The sequence below is a fragment of the Helicobacter pylori genome (assembly GCF_006439795.1).
Classification (GTDB): domain Bacteria; phylum Campylobacterota; class Campylobacteria; order Campylobacterales; family Helicobacteraceae; genus Helicobacter; species Helicobacter pylori_CR.
The window spans coordinates 42,377-59,987 of the sequence record NZ_VEYL01000007.1; the positions used below are offsets into that span (position 1 = coordinate 42,377).

Annotated in this window: 9 protein-coding genes; 7 read left to right on the forward strand and 2 right to left on the reverse strand. The window is 41.8% G+C overall.

The window, feature by feature from the left end; translation table 11 throughout:
• The first annotated feature begins 181 nt into the window (after positions 1 to 181).
• The 4 genes from FIM66_RS04355 (at position 182) to fusA (ending at position 11,922) form a co-directional block, all read left to right on the forward strand.
• Entirely contained in the window at positions 182 to 8,854 is an 8,673-nt protein-coding gene (locus tag FIM66_RS04355) for a DNA-directed RNA polymerase subunit beta/beta' (protein WP_140600080.1), read from the forward strand.
• Between the two features lie 87 nt (positions 8,855 to 8,941).
• Complete coding sequence (gene rpsL / locus FIM66_RS04360; RefSeq protein ID WP_001142321.1) at positions 8,942 to 9,349, forward strand: 30S ribosomal protein S12; 408 nt, start codon at positions 8,942 to 8,944, stop codon at positions 9,347 to 9,349.
• A 15-nt stretch (positions 9,350 to 9,364) separates the two neighbouring features.
• On the forward strand, positions 9,365 to 9,832 hold the full coding sequence (rpsG, locus tag FIM66_RS04365; protein ID WP_001254364.1) for a 30S ribosomal protein S7: 468 nt from the start codon (positions 9,365 to 9,367) through the stop codon (positions 9,830 to 9,832).
• A gap of 11 nt (positions 9,833 to 9,843) precedes the next feature.
• Positions 9,844 to 11,922: an elongation factor G gene (gene fusA, locus FIM66_RS04370; RefSeq protein WP_140600082.1), complete on the forward strand. Its 2,079-nt coding sequence runs from the start codon at positions 9,844 to 9,846 to the stop codon at positions 11,920 to 11,922.
• Positions 11,923 to 12,448: 526 nt separating this feature from the next.
• Here the strand turns inward: fusA and FIM66_RS04375 are convergent.
• Positions 12,449 to 13,438 carry an aldo/keto reductase gene (locus tag FIM66_RS04375; protein WP_140548084.1) on the reverse strand — a complete coding sequence of 330 codons (990 nt, stop codon included), beginning with the start codon at positions 13,436 to 13,438 and terminating at the stop codon, positions 12,449 to 12,451.
• A 215-nt stretch (positions 13,439 to 13,653) separates the two neighbouring features.
• On the opposite strand from FIM66_RS04375, the gene FIM66_RS04385 reads away from it, so the two are divergent.
• Positions 13,654 to 13,872, forward strand: a complete 219-nt coding sequence (locus tag FIM66_RS04385; RefSeq protein WP_000744170.1) for a hypothetical protein — start codon at positions 13,654 to 13,656, stop codon at positions 13,870 to 13,872.
• A 190-nt stretch (positions 13,873 to 14,062) separates the two neighbouring features.
• Here the strand turns inward: FIM66_RS04385 and waaF are convergent, their stop codons facing one another.
• Entirely contained in the window at positions 14,063 to 15,112 is a 1,050-nt protein-coding gene (waaF, locus tag FIM66_RS04390; RefSeq protein ID WP_140600085.1) for a lipopolysaccharide heptosyltransferase II, read from the reverse strand.
• Positions 15,113 to 15,173: 61 nt separating this feature from the next.
• Here waaF and hisS point away from each other — a divergent pair, with 61 nt between their 5' ends.
• Both hisS and asd read left to right on the forward strand, forming a co-directional pair.
• Positions 15,174 to 16,502 carry a histidine--tRNA ligase gene (hisS, locus tag FIM66_RS04395; RefSeq protein ID WP_140548083.1) on the forward strand — a complete coding sequence of 443 codons (1,329 nt, stop codon included), beginning with the start codon at positions 15,174 to 15,176 and terminating at the stop codon, positions 16,500 to 16,502.
• Complete coding sequence (gene asd, locus FIM66_RS04400) at positions 16,489 to 17,529, forward strand: aspartate-semialdehyde dehydrogenase (RefSeq protein WP_140548082.1); 1,041 nt, start codon at positions 16,489 to 16,491, stop codon at positions 17,527 to 17,529. The genes hisS and asd overlap by 14 nt, the downstream gene beginning before the upstream one ends.
• The last annotated feature ends 82 nt before the right edge of the window (positions 17,530 to 17,611 follow it).

The following is a 17,611-nucleotide window of genomic DNA, read 5'->3' on the forward strand; positions in this document are numbered from 1 at the left end:
TGTGGCAGATGATTTTGCTCTATGATTTTGTTTGTGAGCGTGTGGCCTAAAGTGGTTAGTATTGCAGGTGGGTTTTTGGTATTTTTATCATGGATGGTTCTAAAGTTTAAAGATCCTTTTGCAATGCTTACTTGAATTAATGCATTAAATAACTCAAAATTTTTGATCAAAGGCTTGAAATATGTCAAAAAAAATTCCCCTAAAAAACCGCTTGAGAGCTGATTTTACAAAAACCCCAACAGATTTAGAAGTCCCTAATTTATTATTATTACAACGAGACAGCTATGATTCTTTCTTGTATTCTAAAGATGGCAAAGAGAGCGGGATTGAAAAGGTTTTTAAATCCATTTTCCCTATCCAAGATGAGCATAACCGCATCACTTTAGAATACGCGGGTTGCGAATTTGGCAAGTCTAAATACACTGTTAGAGAAGCGATGGAGAGAGGCATTACCTACTCTATCCCGCTTAAAATTAAAGTGCGCTTGATCTTGTGGGAAAAAGATACCAAAAGTGGCGAAAAGAACGGCATTAAGGACATTAAAGAACAAAGCATTTTCATTCGTGAGATCCCTTTGATGACAGAACGCACTTCATTCATTATCAATGGGGTGGAGCGCGTGGTGGTCAATCAACTCCACAGAAGCCCCGGTGTGATTTTCAAAGAAGAAGAGTCCAGCACTTCTTTAAACAAGCTCATTTACACAGGGCAAATCATCCCTGATAGGGGTTCGTGGTTGTATTTTGAATACGATTCTAAAGATGTTTTATATGCTCGTATCAATAAACGCCGTAAAGTGCCTGTTACCATTTTATTCAGGGCAATGGATTATCAAAAACAAGACATCATCAAAATGTTCTACCCGCTTGTTAAAGTGCGTTATGAAAACGATAAATATTTGATCCCATTTGCCTCATTAGACGCCAATCAAAGAATGGAATTTGACTTGAAAGATCCTCAAGGCAAGGTTATTCTTTTAGCAGGAAAAAAGCTCACTTCAAGAAAGATTAAAGAGCTTAAAGAAAACCATTTGGAATGGGTGGAATACCCTATGGATATTTTACTCAATCGTCATTTGGCTGAACCTGTTATGGTAGGGAAAGAAGTCTTATTGGACATGCTCACTCAGCTAGATAAAAACAAATTAGAAAAAATCCACGATTTAGGCGTGCAAGAATTTGTGATCATCAACGATCTAGCTTTAGGGCATGACGCTTCCATTATCCATTCTTTTTTGGCCGATTATGAGTCTTTGAAATTGCTCAAGCAAACTGAAAAAATTGATGATGAAAACGCTCTAGCGGCGATTCGTATCCATAAGGTTATGAAACCAGGCGATCCTGTTACGACTGAAGTGGCTAAGCAATTTGTCAAAAAACTTTTCTTTGATCCTGAACGCTATGATTTGACCATGGTAGGGCGCATGAAAATGAATCACAAGTTAGGCTTGCATGTACCTGATTACATTACGACTTTAACGCATGAAGATATTATCACCACCGTTAAATATCTTATGAAGATCAAAAACAATCAGGGCAAGATTGATGACAGAGACCACTTGGGCAATCGTAGGATCAGGGCGGTAGGGGAATTACTGGCTAATGAATTGCATTCAGGCTTAGTGAAAATGCAAAAGACTATTAAAGACAAGCTCACTACCATGAGCGGGGCTTTTGATTCGCTCATGCCCCATGACTTGGTCAATTCTAAAATGATCACAAGCACCATCATGGAATTTTTCATGGGTGGCCAGCTCTCGCAATTTATGGATCAAACTAACCCTTTGAGTGAGGTTACGCACAAGCGCCGCCTTTCAGCGCTCGGTGAAGGGGGGTTGGTGAAAGACAGGGTAGGGTTTGAAGCTAGGGATGTGCACCCCACGCATTATGGCCGAATTTGTCCCATTGAGACCCCAGAAGGTCAAAATATTGGTCTGATCAACACCCTTTCCACTTTCACGAGGGTGAATGATTTAGGATTTATTGAAGCCCCTTATAAAAAGGTTGTGGATGGCAAAGTGGTGGGCGAGACGATTTATTTGACCGCTATTCAAGAAGACAGCCACATCATCGCTCCTGCAAGCACCCCCATTGATGAAGAGGGTAATATTTTGGGCGATTTGATTGAAACGCGCGTGGAAGGCGAGATTGTTTTAAACGAAAAAAGCAAAGTAACCTTAATGGATTTAAGCTCTAGCATGCTAGTAGGGGTCGCCGCATCGCTCATTCCTTTCTTAGAACATGATGACGCCAACCGCGCCTTAATGGGGACTAACATGCAGCGCCAAGCGGTGCCCTTATTAAGAAGCGACGCTCCCATTGTAGGCACAGGGATTGAAAAAATTATCGCTAGGGATTCTTGGGGAGCGATCAAAGCCAATCGCGCAGGCGTTGTAGAAAAAATTGATTCTAAAAATATTTATATTTTAGGCGAAGGCAAAGAAGAAGCCTATATTGATGCGTATTCTTTGCAAAAAAACTTACGCACCAACCAAAACACCAGCTTCAATCAAGTCCCTATCGTTAAGGTGGGCGATAAAGTGGAAGCCGGGCAAATCATCGCTGATGGCCCTAGCATGGACAGGGGCGAGTTAGCGTTAGGGAAAAATGTGCACGTGGCGTTCATGCCTTGGAATGGCTATAACTTTGAAGACGCCATCGTGGTGAGTGAGCGCATCACTAAAGACGATGTTTTCACTTCCACCCACATTTATGAAAAAGAAGTGGACGCTAGGGAGCTTAAGCATGGCGTGGAAGAATTTACCGCTGATATTCCTGATGTGAAAGAAGAAGCGCTCGCTCATCTTGATGAAAGCGGGATCGTTAAAGTCGGTACTTATGTGAGCGCTGGCATGATTTTGGTGGGCAAAACTTCTCCTAAAGGCGAGATTAAAAGCACGCCTGAAGAGCGGCTTTTAAGGGCTATTTTTGGGGATAAAGCTGGGCATGTGGTCAATAAGAGTTTGTATTGCCCCCCCAGTTTGGAAGGCACGGTGATTGACGTGAAAGTCTTCACTAAAAAAGGCTATGAGAAGGATGCGCGGGTTTTGAGCGCGTATGAAGAAGAAAAAGCCAAGCTTGATATGGAGCATTTTGACCGCTTGACCATGCTCAATAGAGAAGAATTGTTGCGCGTTAGTTCGCTCCTTTCTCAAGCGATTTTAGAAGAGCCTTTCAGCCATAACGGCAAGGATTATAAAGAGGGCGATCGAATCCCTAAAGAAGAAATCGCTTCAATCAACCGCTTCACTTTGGCTAGTTTAGTCAAAAAGTATTCTAAAGAAGTGCAAAACCACTATGAAATCACTAAAAACAATTTCTTAGAGCAAAAGAAAGTTTTGGGCGAAGAGCATGAAGAAAAGCTCTCTATTTTAGAAAAAGATGATATTTTGCCTAATGGCGTGATCAAAAAAGTCAAGCTCTATATCGCTACAAAACGAAAGCTTAAAGTGGGCGATAAAATGGCAGGAAGGCATGGGAATAAAGGGATTGTGTCTAATGTCGTGCCGGTTGCGGATATGCCTTATACCGCTGATGGCGAGCCTGTGGATATTGTCTTAAACCCTTTAGGCGTGCCAAGCCGCATGAACATCGGGCAGATTTTAGAAATGCATTTAGGCTTAGTGGGGAAAGAGTTTGGGAAACAAATCGCTAGCATGCTAGAGGATAAAACCAGAGATTTTGCCAAAGAATTGCGCGCTAAAATGCTAGAAATCGCTAACGCTATTAATGAAAAAGACCCCTTGACAATCCATGTCCTTGAAAATTGCTCTGATGAAGAGCTTTTGGAATACGCTAAAGATTGGAGCAAGGGCGTTAAGATGGCTATCCCTGTGTTTGAAGGCATCTCGCAAGAAAAATTTTACAAGCTGTTTGAATTAGCCAAGATCGCTATGGATGGCAAAATGGATCTGTATGACGGGCGCACAGGCGAGAAGATGAGAGAGCGCGTGAATGTGGGCTATATGTATATGATCAAACTCCACCACTTAGTGGATGAAAAAGTCCATGCCAGAAGCACAGGCCCTTATAGCTTAGTAACGCACCAGCCTGTTGGGGGTAAAGCGCTCTTTGGAGGTCAAAGGTTTGGGGAAATGGAAGTGTGGGCGTTAGAAGCTTATGGCGCAGCGCACACTCTCAAAGAAATGCTTACCATTAAATCCGATGATATTAGAGGCAGAGAGAACGCTTATAGGGCTATCGCTAAAGGTGAGCAAGTGGGCGAGAGTGAAATCCCTGAGACTTTCTATGTTTTGACTAAAGAATTGCAATCGCTCGCTTTGGATATTAATATTTTTGGGGACGATGTGGATGAGGATGGAGCGCCTAAACCCATTGTCATTAAAGAAGATGACAGGCCTAAAGACTTTAGTTCTTTCCAGCTCACTCTAGCCAGCCCTGAAAAAATCCATTCTTGGAGTTATGGGGAAGTTAAAAAGCCAGAAACGATCAATTATCGCACATTAAAACCTGAACGGGACGGCTTGTTTTGCATGAAAATCTTTGGCCCTACTAAAGATTATGAGTGCTTGTGCGGTAAATACAAAAAACCTCGCTTCAAAGACATTGGCACATGCGAAAAATGCGGCGTGGCGATCACGCACTCCAAAGTCAGGCGTTTTAGAATGGGGCATATTGAATTGGCCACTCCTGTAGCGCATATCTGGTATGTCAATTCCTTGCCTAGCCGTATCGGCACGCTTTTAGGTGTTAAGATGAAAGATTTAGAGCGCGTGTTGTATTATGAAGCTTATATCGTTAAAGAACCAGGCGAAGCTGCTTATGACAATGAAGGCACTAAGCTTGTGATGAAATACGATATTTTGAATGAAGAGCAGTATCAAAATATCTCACGAAGATACGAAGACAGAGGCTTTGTAGCACAAATGGGCGGCGAAGCGATCAAGGATTTGTTAGAAGAAATTGATCTGATCACCTTGTTGCAGAGTTTGAAAGAAGAAGTGAAAGACACCAATTCCGATGCGAAAAAGAAAAAACTCATTAAGCGTTTGAAAGTGGTAGAAAGCTTTTTAAATTCTGGTAACAGGCCTGAATGGATGATGCTCACGGTTTTACCGGTATTGCCACCGGATTTAAGGCCTTTAGTCGCGCTAGATGGCGGGAAGTTTGCGGTCAGCGATGTGAATGAATTGTATCGTCGTGTCATCAATCGTAACCAACGCTTGAAACGCCTAATGGAGCTTGGGGCGCCAGAAATCATTGTGCGCAACGAAAAAAGGATGTTGCAAGAAGCCGTGGATGTGCTTTTTGATAACGGCCGCAGCACCAATGCGGTTAAAGGGGCTAACAAACGCCCTTTAAAATCGCTCAGCGAAATCATTAAAGGCAAGCAAGGGCGTTTCAGGCAAAACCTTTTAGGTAAGCGCGTGGATTTTTCAGGCAGAAGCGTGATTGTGGTTGGGCCTAACCTTAAAATGGATGAATGTGGGTTGCCTAAAAACATGGCGTTAGAACTCTTCAAACCGCATTTGTTATCCAAGCTTGAAGAGAGAGGCTATGCCACTACGCTCAAACAAGCTAAACGCATGATTGAACAAAAAAGCAATGAAGTGTGGGAGTGCTTGCAAGAAATCACAGAGGGGTATCCGGTGCTACTCAACCGCGCTCCTACCTTGCACAAGCAATCCATTCAAGCGTTCCATCCAAAGCTGATTGATGGCAAAGCGATCCAATTACACCCATTAGTGTGTTCAGCGTTCAACGCCGATTTTGACGGGGATCAAATGGCGGTTCATGTGCCTTTAAGCCAGGAAGCGATCGCTGAATGCAAGGTGCTGATGTTAAGCTCTATGAATATCCTTTTGCCCGCTAGCGGTAAAGCCGTAGCCATTCCTAGCCAGGATATGGTTTTAGGGCTTTATTATCTTTCTTTAGAAAAGAGCGGGGTCAAGGGCGAGCATAAACTTTTTTCTAGCGTGAATGAAATCATCACCGCTATTGACACGAAAGAATTAGATATCCACGCAAAGATTAGGGTTTTGGATCAAGGGAATATTATCGCTACGAGCGCGGGGCGCATGATCATCAAGTCCATTTTGCCTGATTTTATCCCTACGGATTTGTGGAACAGACCCATGAAGAAAAAAGATATTGGCGTGCTTGTGGATTATGTGCATAAAGTCGGCGGTATCGGCATTACTGCAACCTTTTTGGATAATTTAAAAACGCTTGGCTTTAGGTATGCGACTAAGGCTGGTATTTCTATCTCTATGGAAGATATTATCACGCCAAAAGACAAGCAAAAAATGGTGGAAAAAGCCAAAGTAGAGGTTAAAAAAATCCAACAACAATACGATCAAGGGTTGCTCACTGACCAAGAGCGTTACAATAAAATCATTGACACTTGGACTGAAGTCAATGACAAAATGAGTAAAGAAATGATGACCGCTATCGCGCAAGATAAAGAGGGCTTTAACTCTATTTATATGATGGCTGATAGCGGCGCAAGGGGTAGCGCGGCGCAAATCCGTCAGCTTTCAGCGATGAGGGGTCTTATGACAAAGCCGGACGGCAGCATCATTGAAACGCCCATTATTTCTAACTTTAAAGAGGGGTTGAATGTCTTAGAATACTTTAACTCCACGCATGGCGCTAGAAAGGGCTTAGCGGATACAGCGCTAAAAACAGCCAATGCGGGGTATTTGACAAGAAAGCTCATTGATGTTTCGCAAAATGTCAAGGTGGTGTCTGATGATTGCGGCACGCATGAAGGGATTGAAATCACGGATATTGCGGTGGGGAGTGAATTGATTGAACCTTTAGAAGAGCGTATTTTTGGGCGCGTTTTATTAGAAGATGTGATCGATCCCATTACGAATGAAATCTTGCTTTATGCGGACACTTTGATTGATGAAGAGGGTGCTAAAAAGGTGGTTGAAGCCGGGATTAAATCCATTACGATCCGCACCCCAGTAACTTGTAAAGCGCCAAAGGGCGTGTGTGCGAAATGCTATGGCTTGAATTTAGGCGAAGGCAAGATGAGCTATCCAGGTGAAGCGGTGGGCGTGGTAGCCGCGCAATCTATTGGGGAGCCTGGAACGCAGCTCACTTTAAGGACTTTCCATGTGGGCGGGACAGCGAGCAGGAGTCAGGATGAGCGCGAAATCGTGGCGAGCAAAGAAGGTTTTGTGCGTTTTTACAACCTTAGGACTTACACGAATAAGGAGGGTAAAAACATTATCGCTAACCGCCGTAACGCTTCTATTTTAGTGGTAGAGCCTAAGATTAAAGTGCCTTTTGATGGGGAATTACGCATTGAAACGGTCTATGAAGAAGTCGTTGTGAGCGTGAAAAATAGCGATCAAGAAGCTAAATTTGTTTTAAGGAGAAGCGATATTGTCAAGCCAAGCGAATTAGCCGGCGTTGGCGGTAAGATTGAGGGGAAAGTGTATTTGCCTTATGCTAGTGGGCATAAGGTGCATAAGGGGGGAAGTATCGCTGATATTATCCAAGAGGGCTGGAATGTGCCTAATCGCATCCCTTATGCGAGTGAATTGCTAGTCAAGGATAACGACCCTATTGCGCAAGATGTGTATGCCAAAGAAAAAGGCGTGATCAAATACTATGTTTTAGAGGCTAACCATTTGGAGCGCACCCATGGGATCAAGAAGGGCGATATGGTGAGTGAAAAAGGCTTGTTTGCGGTGATAGCTGATGATAATGGTAGGGAAGCCGCTCGCCATTATATCGCTAGGGGTTCTGAGATCTTAATTGATGATAATAGTGAAGTGAGCGCTAATAGCGTGATCTCTAAACCCACGACTAACACTTTCAAAACGATTGCCACATGGGATCCTTACAACACCCCTATCATTGCGGACTTTAAAGGTAAGGTGAGTTTTGTGGATGTTATCGCAGGGGTTACGGTCGCTGAAAAAGAAGACGAAAATACCGGTATTACTAGTTTGGTGGTGAATGATTACATTCCAAGTGGATACAAACCAAGCTTGTTTTTAGAAGGGGCTAATGGCGAAGAAGCGCGTTATTTCCTAGAGCCAAAAACTTCTATCGCCATTAGCGATGGCTCTAGCGTGGAGCAGGCTGAAGTGTTAGCGAAAATCCCTAAAGCGACCGTTAAATCTAGGGATATTACTGGGGGTCTCCCAAGGGTTTCTGAACTCTTTGAAGCGAGAAAATCCAAGCCTAAAGATGTGGCGATCCTTTCTGAAGTTGATGGGATAGTGAGTTTTGGCAAACCCATTCGCAATAAAGAACACATTATCGTAACCTCTAAAGATGGCCGTTCCATGGATTATTTTGTGGATAAAGGCAAGCAAATTTTAGTGCATGCCGATGAATTTGTGCATGCGGGAGAAGCGATGACGGACGGAGTGGTTTCAAGCCATGATATTTTAAGGATCAGTGGCGAAAAAGAGCTTTATAAATACATTGTGAGCGAAGTCCAACAAGTGTATCGCAGGCAAGGGGTAAGCATTGCAGACAAGCACATTGAAATCATTGTCTCTCAAATGCTAAGGCAAGTGCGCATCTTAGACAGCGGGGATAGCAAGTTTATTGAAGGGGATTTAGTCAGTAAAAAACTCTTCAAAGAAGAAAACGCTCGTGTGATCGCTTTAAAAGGCGAGCCAGCGATTGCTGAACCGGTGCTTTTAGGGATCACTAGAGCGGCTATTGGGAGCGATAGCATCATCTCAGCGGCCTCTTTCCAAGAAACGACTAAAGTTTTAACAGAAGCCAGTATCGCTATGAAAAAAGACTTTTTAGAAGATTTGAAAGAGAATGTGGTGTTGGGGAGGATGATCCCTGTGGGAACAGGCATGTATAAGAATAAGAAAATCGTGCTAAGAACGCTTGAAGATGGCCCTAAATTTTGACAAAAAAATCGGTTAAGATTTTTAAAAGAAAAATTAGGGTAAAATGGGGGAACTTTTAGTTTTAAATTTTTAGAATAAGGAAAAATAGTGCCTACTATCAATCAGTTGATTAGAAAAGAAAGGAAAAAGGTGGTTAAAAAAACGAAATCACCTGCATTAGTGGAATGCCCTCAAAGAAGAGGGGTTTGTACTAGGGTTTATACGACTACTCCTAAAAAGCCTAACTCGGCTTTAAGAAAGGTCGCTAAGGTCCGTTTGACCAGTAAATTTGAAGTGATCAGTTATATCCCTGGTGAAGGGCATAACTTGCAAGAACACTCCATTGTGTTAGTGCGCGGGGGTAGGGTTAAGGATTTACCCGGTGTGAAATACCATATTGTCCGTGGTGCTTTAGACACTGCAGGGGTCAATAAAAGAACGGTTTCACGCTCTAAATACGGGACTAAAAAAGCTAAAGCAACCGACAAGAAAGCAACAGACAACAAGAAAAAATAAGAGGAAAACAAAAACATGAGAAGAAGAAAAGCACCCGTTAGGGAGGTTTTGGGCGATCCTGTTTATGGGAACAAAGTGGTTACTAAGTTTATCAATAAGATGATGTATGACGGCAAGAAAAGCGTAGCGGAAAAAATCATCTACAAAGCTTTTAATAAGATTGAAGAAAAAAGCGGTGAAAAAGGGATTGAAGTGTTTGAAAAAGCCCTAGAAAGAGTGCGTCCTTTAGTGGAAGTGCGCAGCAGAAGAGTGGGCGGAGCTACCTATCAAGTGCCGGTGGAAGTGAGGGCTAGCCGCCAGCAGTCGCTATCTATCCGTTGGATTTTAGAAGCGACCAGAAAACGCAATGAAAGGATGATGGTGGATAGACTGGCTAACGAGCTTATGGATGCGGCTAACGATAAGGGTGCGGCTTTTAAGAAAAAAGAAGATGTGCATAAAATGGCAGAAGCGAATAAAGCGTTCGCGCACTACCGCTGGTAATTGGAGTTAGAATGGCTAGAAAAACCCCATTAAACAGAATCAGAAATATCGGTATCGCCGCTCACATTGATGCCGGGAAAACCACCACTTCTGAAAGGATTTTATTCTATACAGGCGTGAGCCATAAGATTGGCGAAGTGCATGACGGCGCGGCGACAATGGACTGGATGGAGCAAGAAAAAGAAAGAGGGATCACTATCACTTCTGCGGCAACGACTTGCTTTTGGAAAGATCACCAAATCAATTTGATTGACACCCCAGGGCATGTGGATTTCACTATTGAAGTGGAACGATCCATGCGCGTGCTAGATGGCGCAGTTTCGGTGTTTTGCTCGGTTGGGGGCGTGCAGCCTCAAAGCGAGACCGTGTGGCGTCAAGCGAACAAATACGGCGTGCCTAGGATTGTTTTTGTCAATAAAATGGATAGGATTGGGGCGAATTTCTATAATGTAGAAAACCAGATCAAGCAACGCTTGAAAGCTAATCCTGTGCCTATTAATATCCCTATTGGGGCTGAAGACACTTTCATTGGCGTGATTGATTTAGTCCAAATGAAAGCGATTGTTTGGAATAATGAAACCATGGGAGCCAAATACGATGTGGAAGAAATCCCTAGCGATTTGTTAGAAAAGGCTAAAGAATACCGAGAAAAGCTTGTAGAAGCCGTAGCTGAGCAAGATGAAGCCTTAATGGAAAAGTATTTGAGCGGTGAGGAATTAAGCGTTGAAGAAATCAAAAAGGGCATTAAAACAGGTTGTTTGAACATGAGCCTTGTCCCCATGCTTTGTGGTTCTTCTTTTAAAAATAAGGGCGTGCAGACTCTATTAGATGCGGTGATTGACTACTTGCCAGCACCCACAGAGGTTGTGGATATTAAGGGGATTGATCCAAAGAGCGAAGAAGAAGTTTTTGTGAAATCCAGCGACGATGGCGAGTTTGCCGGTTTGGCGTTTAAAATCATGACGGATCCTTTTGTGGGCCAACTCACTTTTGTGCGCGTGTATCGCGGTAAGCTAGAGTCCGGTAGCTATGTGTATAACTCCACCAAAGACAAAAAAGAGCGCGTGGGGAGACTGCTTAAAATGCACTCTAATAAGAGAGAAGACATTAAAGAAGTTTATGCGGGTGAGATTTGCGCATTCGTGGGTTTGAAAGACACGCTGACTGGGGACACGCTTTGCGATGAAAAGAATGCCGTCGTTTTAGAGAGAATGGAATTTCCTGAGCCAGTCATTCACATTGCTGTGGAGCCTAAAACGAAAGCAGACCAGGAAAAAATGGGCGTAGCGTTAGGCAAGCTCGCTGAAGAAGATCCAAGCTTTAGAGTGATGACTCAAGAAGAAACCGGGCAAACCCTCATTGGCGGTATGGGTGAATTGCACCTAGAAATCATCGTGGATAGATTGAAGAGAGAATTTAAGGTGGAAGCTGAAATCGGTCAGCCGCAAGTCGCCTTTAGAGAGACTATCCGCTCAAGCGTGAGCAAAGAGCATAAATACGCTAAGCAAAGCGGTGGTCGTGGGCAATACGGGCATGTGTTTATCAAGCTTGAACCTAAAGAGCCTGGTAGTGGGTATGAATTTGTGAATGAAATTTCTGGCGGTGTGATCCCTAAAGAATATATCCCTGCGGTGGATAAGGGTATCCAAGAAGCGATGCAAAATGGCGTTTTGGCAGGCTATCCGGTGGTGGATTTTAAAGTTACCCTTTATGATGGGAGCTACCATGATGTGGATTCTTCAGAAATGGCGTTTAAAATCGCTGGATCTATGGCATTTAAAGAAGCGAGCCGCGCGGCTAACCCGGTTTTATTAGAGCCTATGATGAAAGTGGAAGTGGAAGTCCCTGAAGAATACATGGGTGATGTGATTGGCGATTTAAACAGAAGAAGAGGGCAAATCAATTCTATGGACGATAGATTAGGCTTGAAGATCGTGAATGCCTTTGTGCCGTTGGTGGAAATGTTTGGTTATTCTACGGATTTACGATCAGCTACCCAAGGGCGTGGGACTTACTCTATGGAGTTTGACCATTATGGCGAAGTGCCTAGCAATATCGCTAAGGAAATCGTGGAAAAACGCAAAGGCTGATTTTGTAATAACGCTCTCTTGTGAGAGGGCGTTGTTGTAAGCGCTATCTAAATTCTTTCTCTTTTGAATTAAAAAGACTTTTTGAGTGGGTTTGTTCTCCCTTTAGCTATCTTTTTTCATTTTTAGTTTGCTTATGAAATTGATTTTTCGCTCTATTCTTGTCAAACAGGAGTAACTAATATTTTTTAATTTTTTAAAAAATGGGGTTTTGGTTGCTTCGTTTAATCGTTTTAGATTTTATTTCATGGTGGAATTCGTTTTCTTAAGGGGTTATGGGGTGCTTTGTAGCAATGCTCTTTAAAAATCCCCTAATTCATAGACCGCCTTACAAGAAATTCCGCTTGACTAACGACAAGCTCTTTTGTATTCAATCTTAAAAAACGCTTTTTGGTATTTTTCAAATTTTTATAATCAATTTTTTATTAAAACAAAGCCTTGTTAAAATGCCTTAAAAAGTTTGTCAGGGGGATAAAAACACACTGACCTCTTTTAAAAGAGCCAATGCAATTATAAATACCCAATACTTTTATTGATTCACCATTTCATTGATTCTCTCAGGGTAGCGGGCCCCTTCTATTTTGATTGCAGTCAATTCTTTTTGGAAAATCTCCAATTCTTTTTGACTCCAAGAAACCTGCAAAGCCCCTATATTTTCTATGAGCCTGGATTCTTTGGTGGTGCCAAAGAGAGGGACAATGATTTTTTGCGTGTGCAAAATCCATGAGAGAGCCAGTTGGGCTGGTGTAACGCCTTTAGCGTGTGCATGATCTTGGATTAATTCCACCAAGGCGTAATTTTTGGCTAGATTTTCTTGATTAAACCTAGGACAAACGCTTCTAAAATCCTCACTAGCGAAGGTGGCATTTTTTTCAAATTTCGCGCCTAAAAACCCCTTGCCCAAAGGCGAAAAAGCGACAAATCCAATTTTTTCTTTTTCTAAAAAACCTAAAATCTCTTTTTCAGGTTCGCGCCACCACAAGGAATATTCGCTCTGCAACGCGCTTAAAGGGCAAATTTGATGGGCTTTTTGGATGCTAGATAACCCTGCCTCACTCATCCCCCAAGCTTTAATTTTTCCTTCTTTAATAAGAGCTTGCATAACTTCTGCCACTTCTTCTATGGGCGTGTTAGTATCCATACGGTGTTGGTAGTATAAATCAATGCATTCTACTTTTAAGCGTTTCAAACTCCCTTCAATAGCACTCTTAATGCGGTTAGGACTGGAGTCTAAAAACATGGTTGCGTATTTGTCATTAGGATCTGCGTAGTAAATCCCAAACTTGCTCGCTACCACAACCTTGTCTTTAAAAGGCTTGATCGCTTCGCCTAAAAGCTTTTCATTAGCTTCCCCATAAGCCTCTGCAGTGTCAAAAAAGTTAATACCCAATTCCAAAGCCTTATGGATAAGTTTAACCATCTGCTTTTTATCATGGACTTCCCCATACCCATAAGTCATGCCCATGCACCCTAGAGCTAATGCACCCACTTTTAAAGGGCCTAAATAACGCTGTTGCATACAAACTCCTTGATTTCATATTGTTTTTTATATAACCGTAATCTTAATTTTTGTCAAACTTTCTAAAACCAAAGATAATTTATCAAGTTTTTTGTATTGTAGTTTTTTTAAGGTAGCAAAACCACCAAACCAATCAAAAATTTGATTGGTTTCTATTCGTTTACTTTTGAGAAATATAATTCTCTCGCTTTTAAGATCATCACAAGGAGTTTCGTATGAAAAAGCAAATCTTGACAGGTGTTTTATTATCAGTTTTGGCAGTGAGTTCCGCATACGCTCACAAAGATAAAAAAGACGCCAAAAAACCTGAGTTAAGCTCTCAATTAGTGGCTCACAAAGATAAAAAAGACGCCAAAAAACCTGAGTTAAGCTCTCAATTAGTGGCTCACAAAGATAAAAAAGACGCCAAAAAACCTAAAAACTCAGTGGCCTAATGGCTTTGACTCTAAAAAAGCGTTTTTAAAAACGCTTTTTTGGATACTATCCTGTAATTTCCTACCATTTTTTAAAACCCTTGATGGGATTTATCGTTCTTCTCACGCTTTCAAAAGTAAAGTTTAAATCTTTTATATACTAGAATTTTGTCAATACGGCTGTGTTTTTTAAAAAGCACATAAAAGGCGTTTAAGGCTCTTTTAAAAGAGTGTGAGCGGCTTGAAGGACTTCAAGGGGCGTGATAGATCGCATGCACAAATGGTTTTTTTCATTCTTTAAAGGGCAAACTCGTTTTTTGCAAGGTGCACAGCTTAAATGGTGGTTTAATACGATCGTTTTTTGAGCTTTATAGGGGCGAGTCTCTTTTTCATCAGTGGGGCCAAAAAGAGCGATTAAGGGGGTTTGCGTGCTAGCAGCCACATGCATAGGACCGCTATCGTTAGTGATGAATAAATCTAAAATAGCGATGCGTTGTATCAATTCTTCAATGCTGGTTTTCCCGCACAGATTGTAAGCGTTATGGAATAATAAGGGGTTTTTTAATAAGCCTTTAGTGAGTTTTAAAATCTCTTCAGAAACGATAGTATCTTCTTTAGCCCCAAAAAAATAAATTTCATGCCCTTTTTCCAACAAAACAGCCGCAACTTCAGCGTAATAAGAAGCCGGCCATCTTTTAGCGCTCCCATAGCTTGCGCTAGGGTTAAAGCCGATTTTTTTAGGGGTGTTTGGGGTGTGAATGGGGAGGTTAAAGGCTAATTTTAAGGGTAAAACGCTTTTTTGATCTAATTCTTTTTTTAAAAATTGCGAAAACAAAAAGCAATACTTTTCCACTTGATGATACTCTTTAGGGGCAGCAGTTATCGCATGGCTGAGAAACAAAGAACGGAAAAATTGAGCAAAACCGATGCGAATAGGCGTTTTTGTCGCATAGAGCAAAAAAGCGGAATAAAAATGGTTGTTTAATGCGATCGCTATATCGCAACGCCCTATTTTTTGAGCGAGTTTGTAAGTGGCTAACAGCCTGAAAAAAGATTTTTTGGTGTCGTCTATGAAAACGGCTTCTATTTTTTCATCTTTTTTGAAAAGTTCGCAAGTAATGGCTGAACCCACTAAGATAAAATGCGCGTTAGGGTAGTGGTGTTTAAGGGTGTAAAAAAGCGAGCTTGCCATCACCCCATCGCCTAACCAATTAGGCAAACGCAATAAAATACGCATGCGTTTGGGCGCATTTACGCTCATCAATAGCCCTTTTTTAAAGATTTTAAGCTAAAATTTTAACATACAAATACAAGGAAATGGAATGATTACCCCTAAAGTGTTGAGCGGGTTTAAAGACCGCTTGCCTAAAGATGCGATACAAAAAGCCCAATTGCTCGCGAAAGTTTCAGTCGTGTTTCAAAGTTTTGGTTTTGTGCCGATTGAAACCCCCCATTTGGAATACGCTGAAGCGCTACTACCTGATGCGAGCAGCGATATTCAAAAAGAAATTTATCGTTTTAAAGACCATGGGGATAGGGATGTGGCTTTAAGGTTTGATTTGACCGTGCCATTAGCCCGCTTTGTCTCTTTGCACCACCAAATATTAGGCATGCCCTTTAAACGCTACGCCATAGGCAATGTCTTTAGGGGCGAAAGGGCGCAAAAAGGGCGTTATAGGGAATTCACGCAATGCGATTTTGATTTTATAGGGAGCGAGAGTTTGGTGTGCGATGCTGAGATCATTCAAGTGATCATCGCTTCCTTAAAAGCCTTGGATTTAGAAGATTTTTGCGTCTCTATCAACCACAGAAAAATTTTGAACGGGATATGCGAATATTTTGGGATCTCTCAAGTGAATGAAGCGTTGCGCATTGTGGATAAATTAGAAAAAATTGGCTTGAATGGGGTTGAAGAAGAATTAAAAAAAGAGTGCGATTTGAATTCAAACACCATTAAAGAGCTTTTAGAAATGGTTCAAATCAAACAGAACGATTTAAGCCATGCGGAATTTTTTGAAAAAATTGCTTATTTGAAAGACTATAATGAAAATCTGAAAAAGGGCATACAGGATTTAGAAAGGCTATACCAGTTGCTAGGGGATTTGCAAATTTCTCAAAACCTGTATAAAATTGATTTTTCTATCGCTAGGGGGTTAGGGTATTATACGGGGATTGTGTATGAAACCACGCTTAATGACATGAAGTCTTTAGGGAGCGTGTGTTCAGGGGGGCGTTACGATCATTTGACTAAAAATTTTTCTAAAGAAAATTTACAAGGGGTAGGGGCTTCTATTGGGATTGATAGATTGATTGTGGCTTTGAGTGAAATGCAATTATTAGACGAGCGTTCCACCCAGGCTAAAGTTTTAATCGCTTGCATGCATGAAGAGTATTTTTCTTACGCCAACCGCTTAGCGGAGTCTTTAAGGCAAAGCGGTATTTTTAGCGAAGTCTATCCAGAAGCTCAAAAAATCAAAAAACCCTTTTCTTATGCTAACCATAAGGGGCATGAGTTTGTGGCTGTCATTGGCGAAGAAGAATTTAAAAGCGAAACTTTAAGCTTGAAAAACATGCATTCAGGCATACAGTTGAATTGCTTGAGTTTTTTAAAAGCCCTTGAAATCATTGGAGAAAACGATGAAGACTTATAATGTCGCTATTGTTGGGGCTAGTGGGGCGGTAGGCAAAGAGCTGATTAAAGGTTTAGAAAATTCTTTTTTCCCGATTAAAAAATTTGTCCCGCTCGCTAGCGCTAGGAGTGCCGGTAAAAAGATCAAAGCTTTCAATAAAGACTATGAAATTTTAGAAACCACGCATGAAGTTTTTGAAAAAGAAAAAATAGACATCGCCTTTTTTAGCGCTGGGGGGAGCGTGAGCGAAGAATTTGCCACAAGCACTTCAAAAACAGCCCTAGTGATTGATAACACGAGCTTTTTTAGATTGCATAAAGATGTGCCTTTAGTCGTGCCTGAAATCAACGCTAAAGAAATTTTTAACGCTCCTTTGAATATCATCGCTAACCCTAATTGCTCTACCATTCAAATGACGCAAATCTTAAACCCCTTACACCTTCATTTTAAGATAAAAAGCGTGATTGTTAGCACCTATCAAGCCGTGAGTGGGGCAGGGAACAAGGGCATAGAGAGTTTGAAAAATGAATTAAAAACCGCTTTAGAACATTTGGAAAAAGACCCCGCTATTGATTTGAACCAAGTTTTGCAAGCCGGGGCTTTCCCTTACCCGATCGCTTTCAATGCGATCGCTCATATTGACACTTTTAAGGAGAATGGTTACACGAAAGAAGAGCTAAAAATGGTGCATGAAACCCATAAGATCATGGGCGTGGATTTCCCTATCAGTGCGACTTGCGTGCGCGTGCCGGTATTGAGGAGTCATAGCGAGAGTTTGAGTATCGCTTTTGAAAAAGAATTCGATCTCAAAGAAGTCTATGAAGTTTTAAAAAACGCCCCTAGCGTGGTTGTTTGCGATGATCCTAGCCACAACCTCTACCCCACGCCCTTAAAAGCGAGCCACACGGATAGTGTCTTTATTGGGCGCTTGAGGAAGGATTTGTTTGATAAGAAAACTTTGCACGGCTTTTGCGTGGCGGATCAATTAAGAGTGGGGGCAGCCACCAACGCACTTAAAATCGCTCTGCATTACACTAAGAACGCTTGAGTTGAGTTTTAGTCAAGCGATAATTCTTTAAAAAGCGTTATTTAGAGAGTTAGAGGGGATTGTTCTAAAACCCTTATCCCCT

Coding starts and splice junctions, on each gene's coding strand:
- FIM66_RS04355 (WP_140600080.1), top strand. CDS start 182: ATGTCAAAAAAAATTCCCCTAAAAAACCGCTTGAGAGCTGATTTTACA.
- rpsG (WP_001254364.1), top strand. CDS start 9,365: ATGAGAAGAAGAAAAGCACCCGTTAGGGAGGTTTTGGGCGATCCTGTT.
- fusA (WP_140600082.1), top strand. CDS start 9,844: ATGGCTAGAAAAACCCCATTAAACAGAATCAGAAATATCGGTATCGCC.
- FIM66_RS04375 (WP_140548084.1), bottom strand. CDS start 13,438: ATGCAACAGCGTTATTTAGGCCCTTTAAAAGTGGGTGCATTAGCTCTA.
- FIM66_RS04385 (WP_000744170.1), top strand. CDS start 13,654: ATGAAAAAGCAAATCTTGACAGGTGTTTTATTATCAGTTTTGGCAGTG.
- waaF (WP_140600085.1), bottom strand. CDS start 15,112: ATGAGCGTAAATGCGCCCAAACGCATGCGTATTTTATTGCGTTTGCCT.
- hisS (WP_140548083.1), top strand. CDS start 15,174: ATGATTACCCCTAAAGTGTTGAGCGGGTTTAAAGACCGCTTGCCTAAA.
- asd (WP_140548082.1), top strand. CDS start 16,489: ATGAAGACTTATAATGTCGCTATTGTTGGGGCTAGTGGGGCGGTAGGC.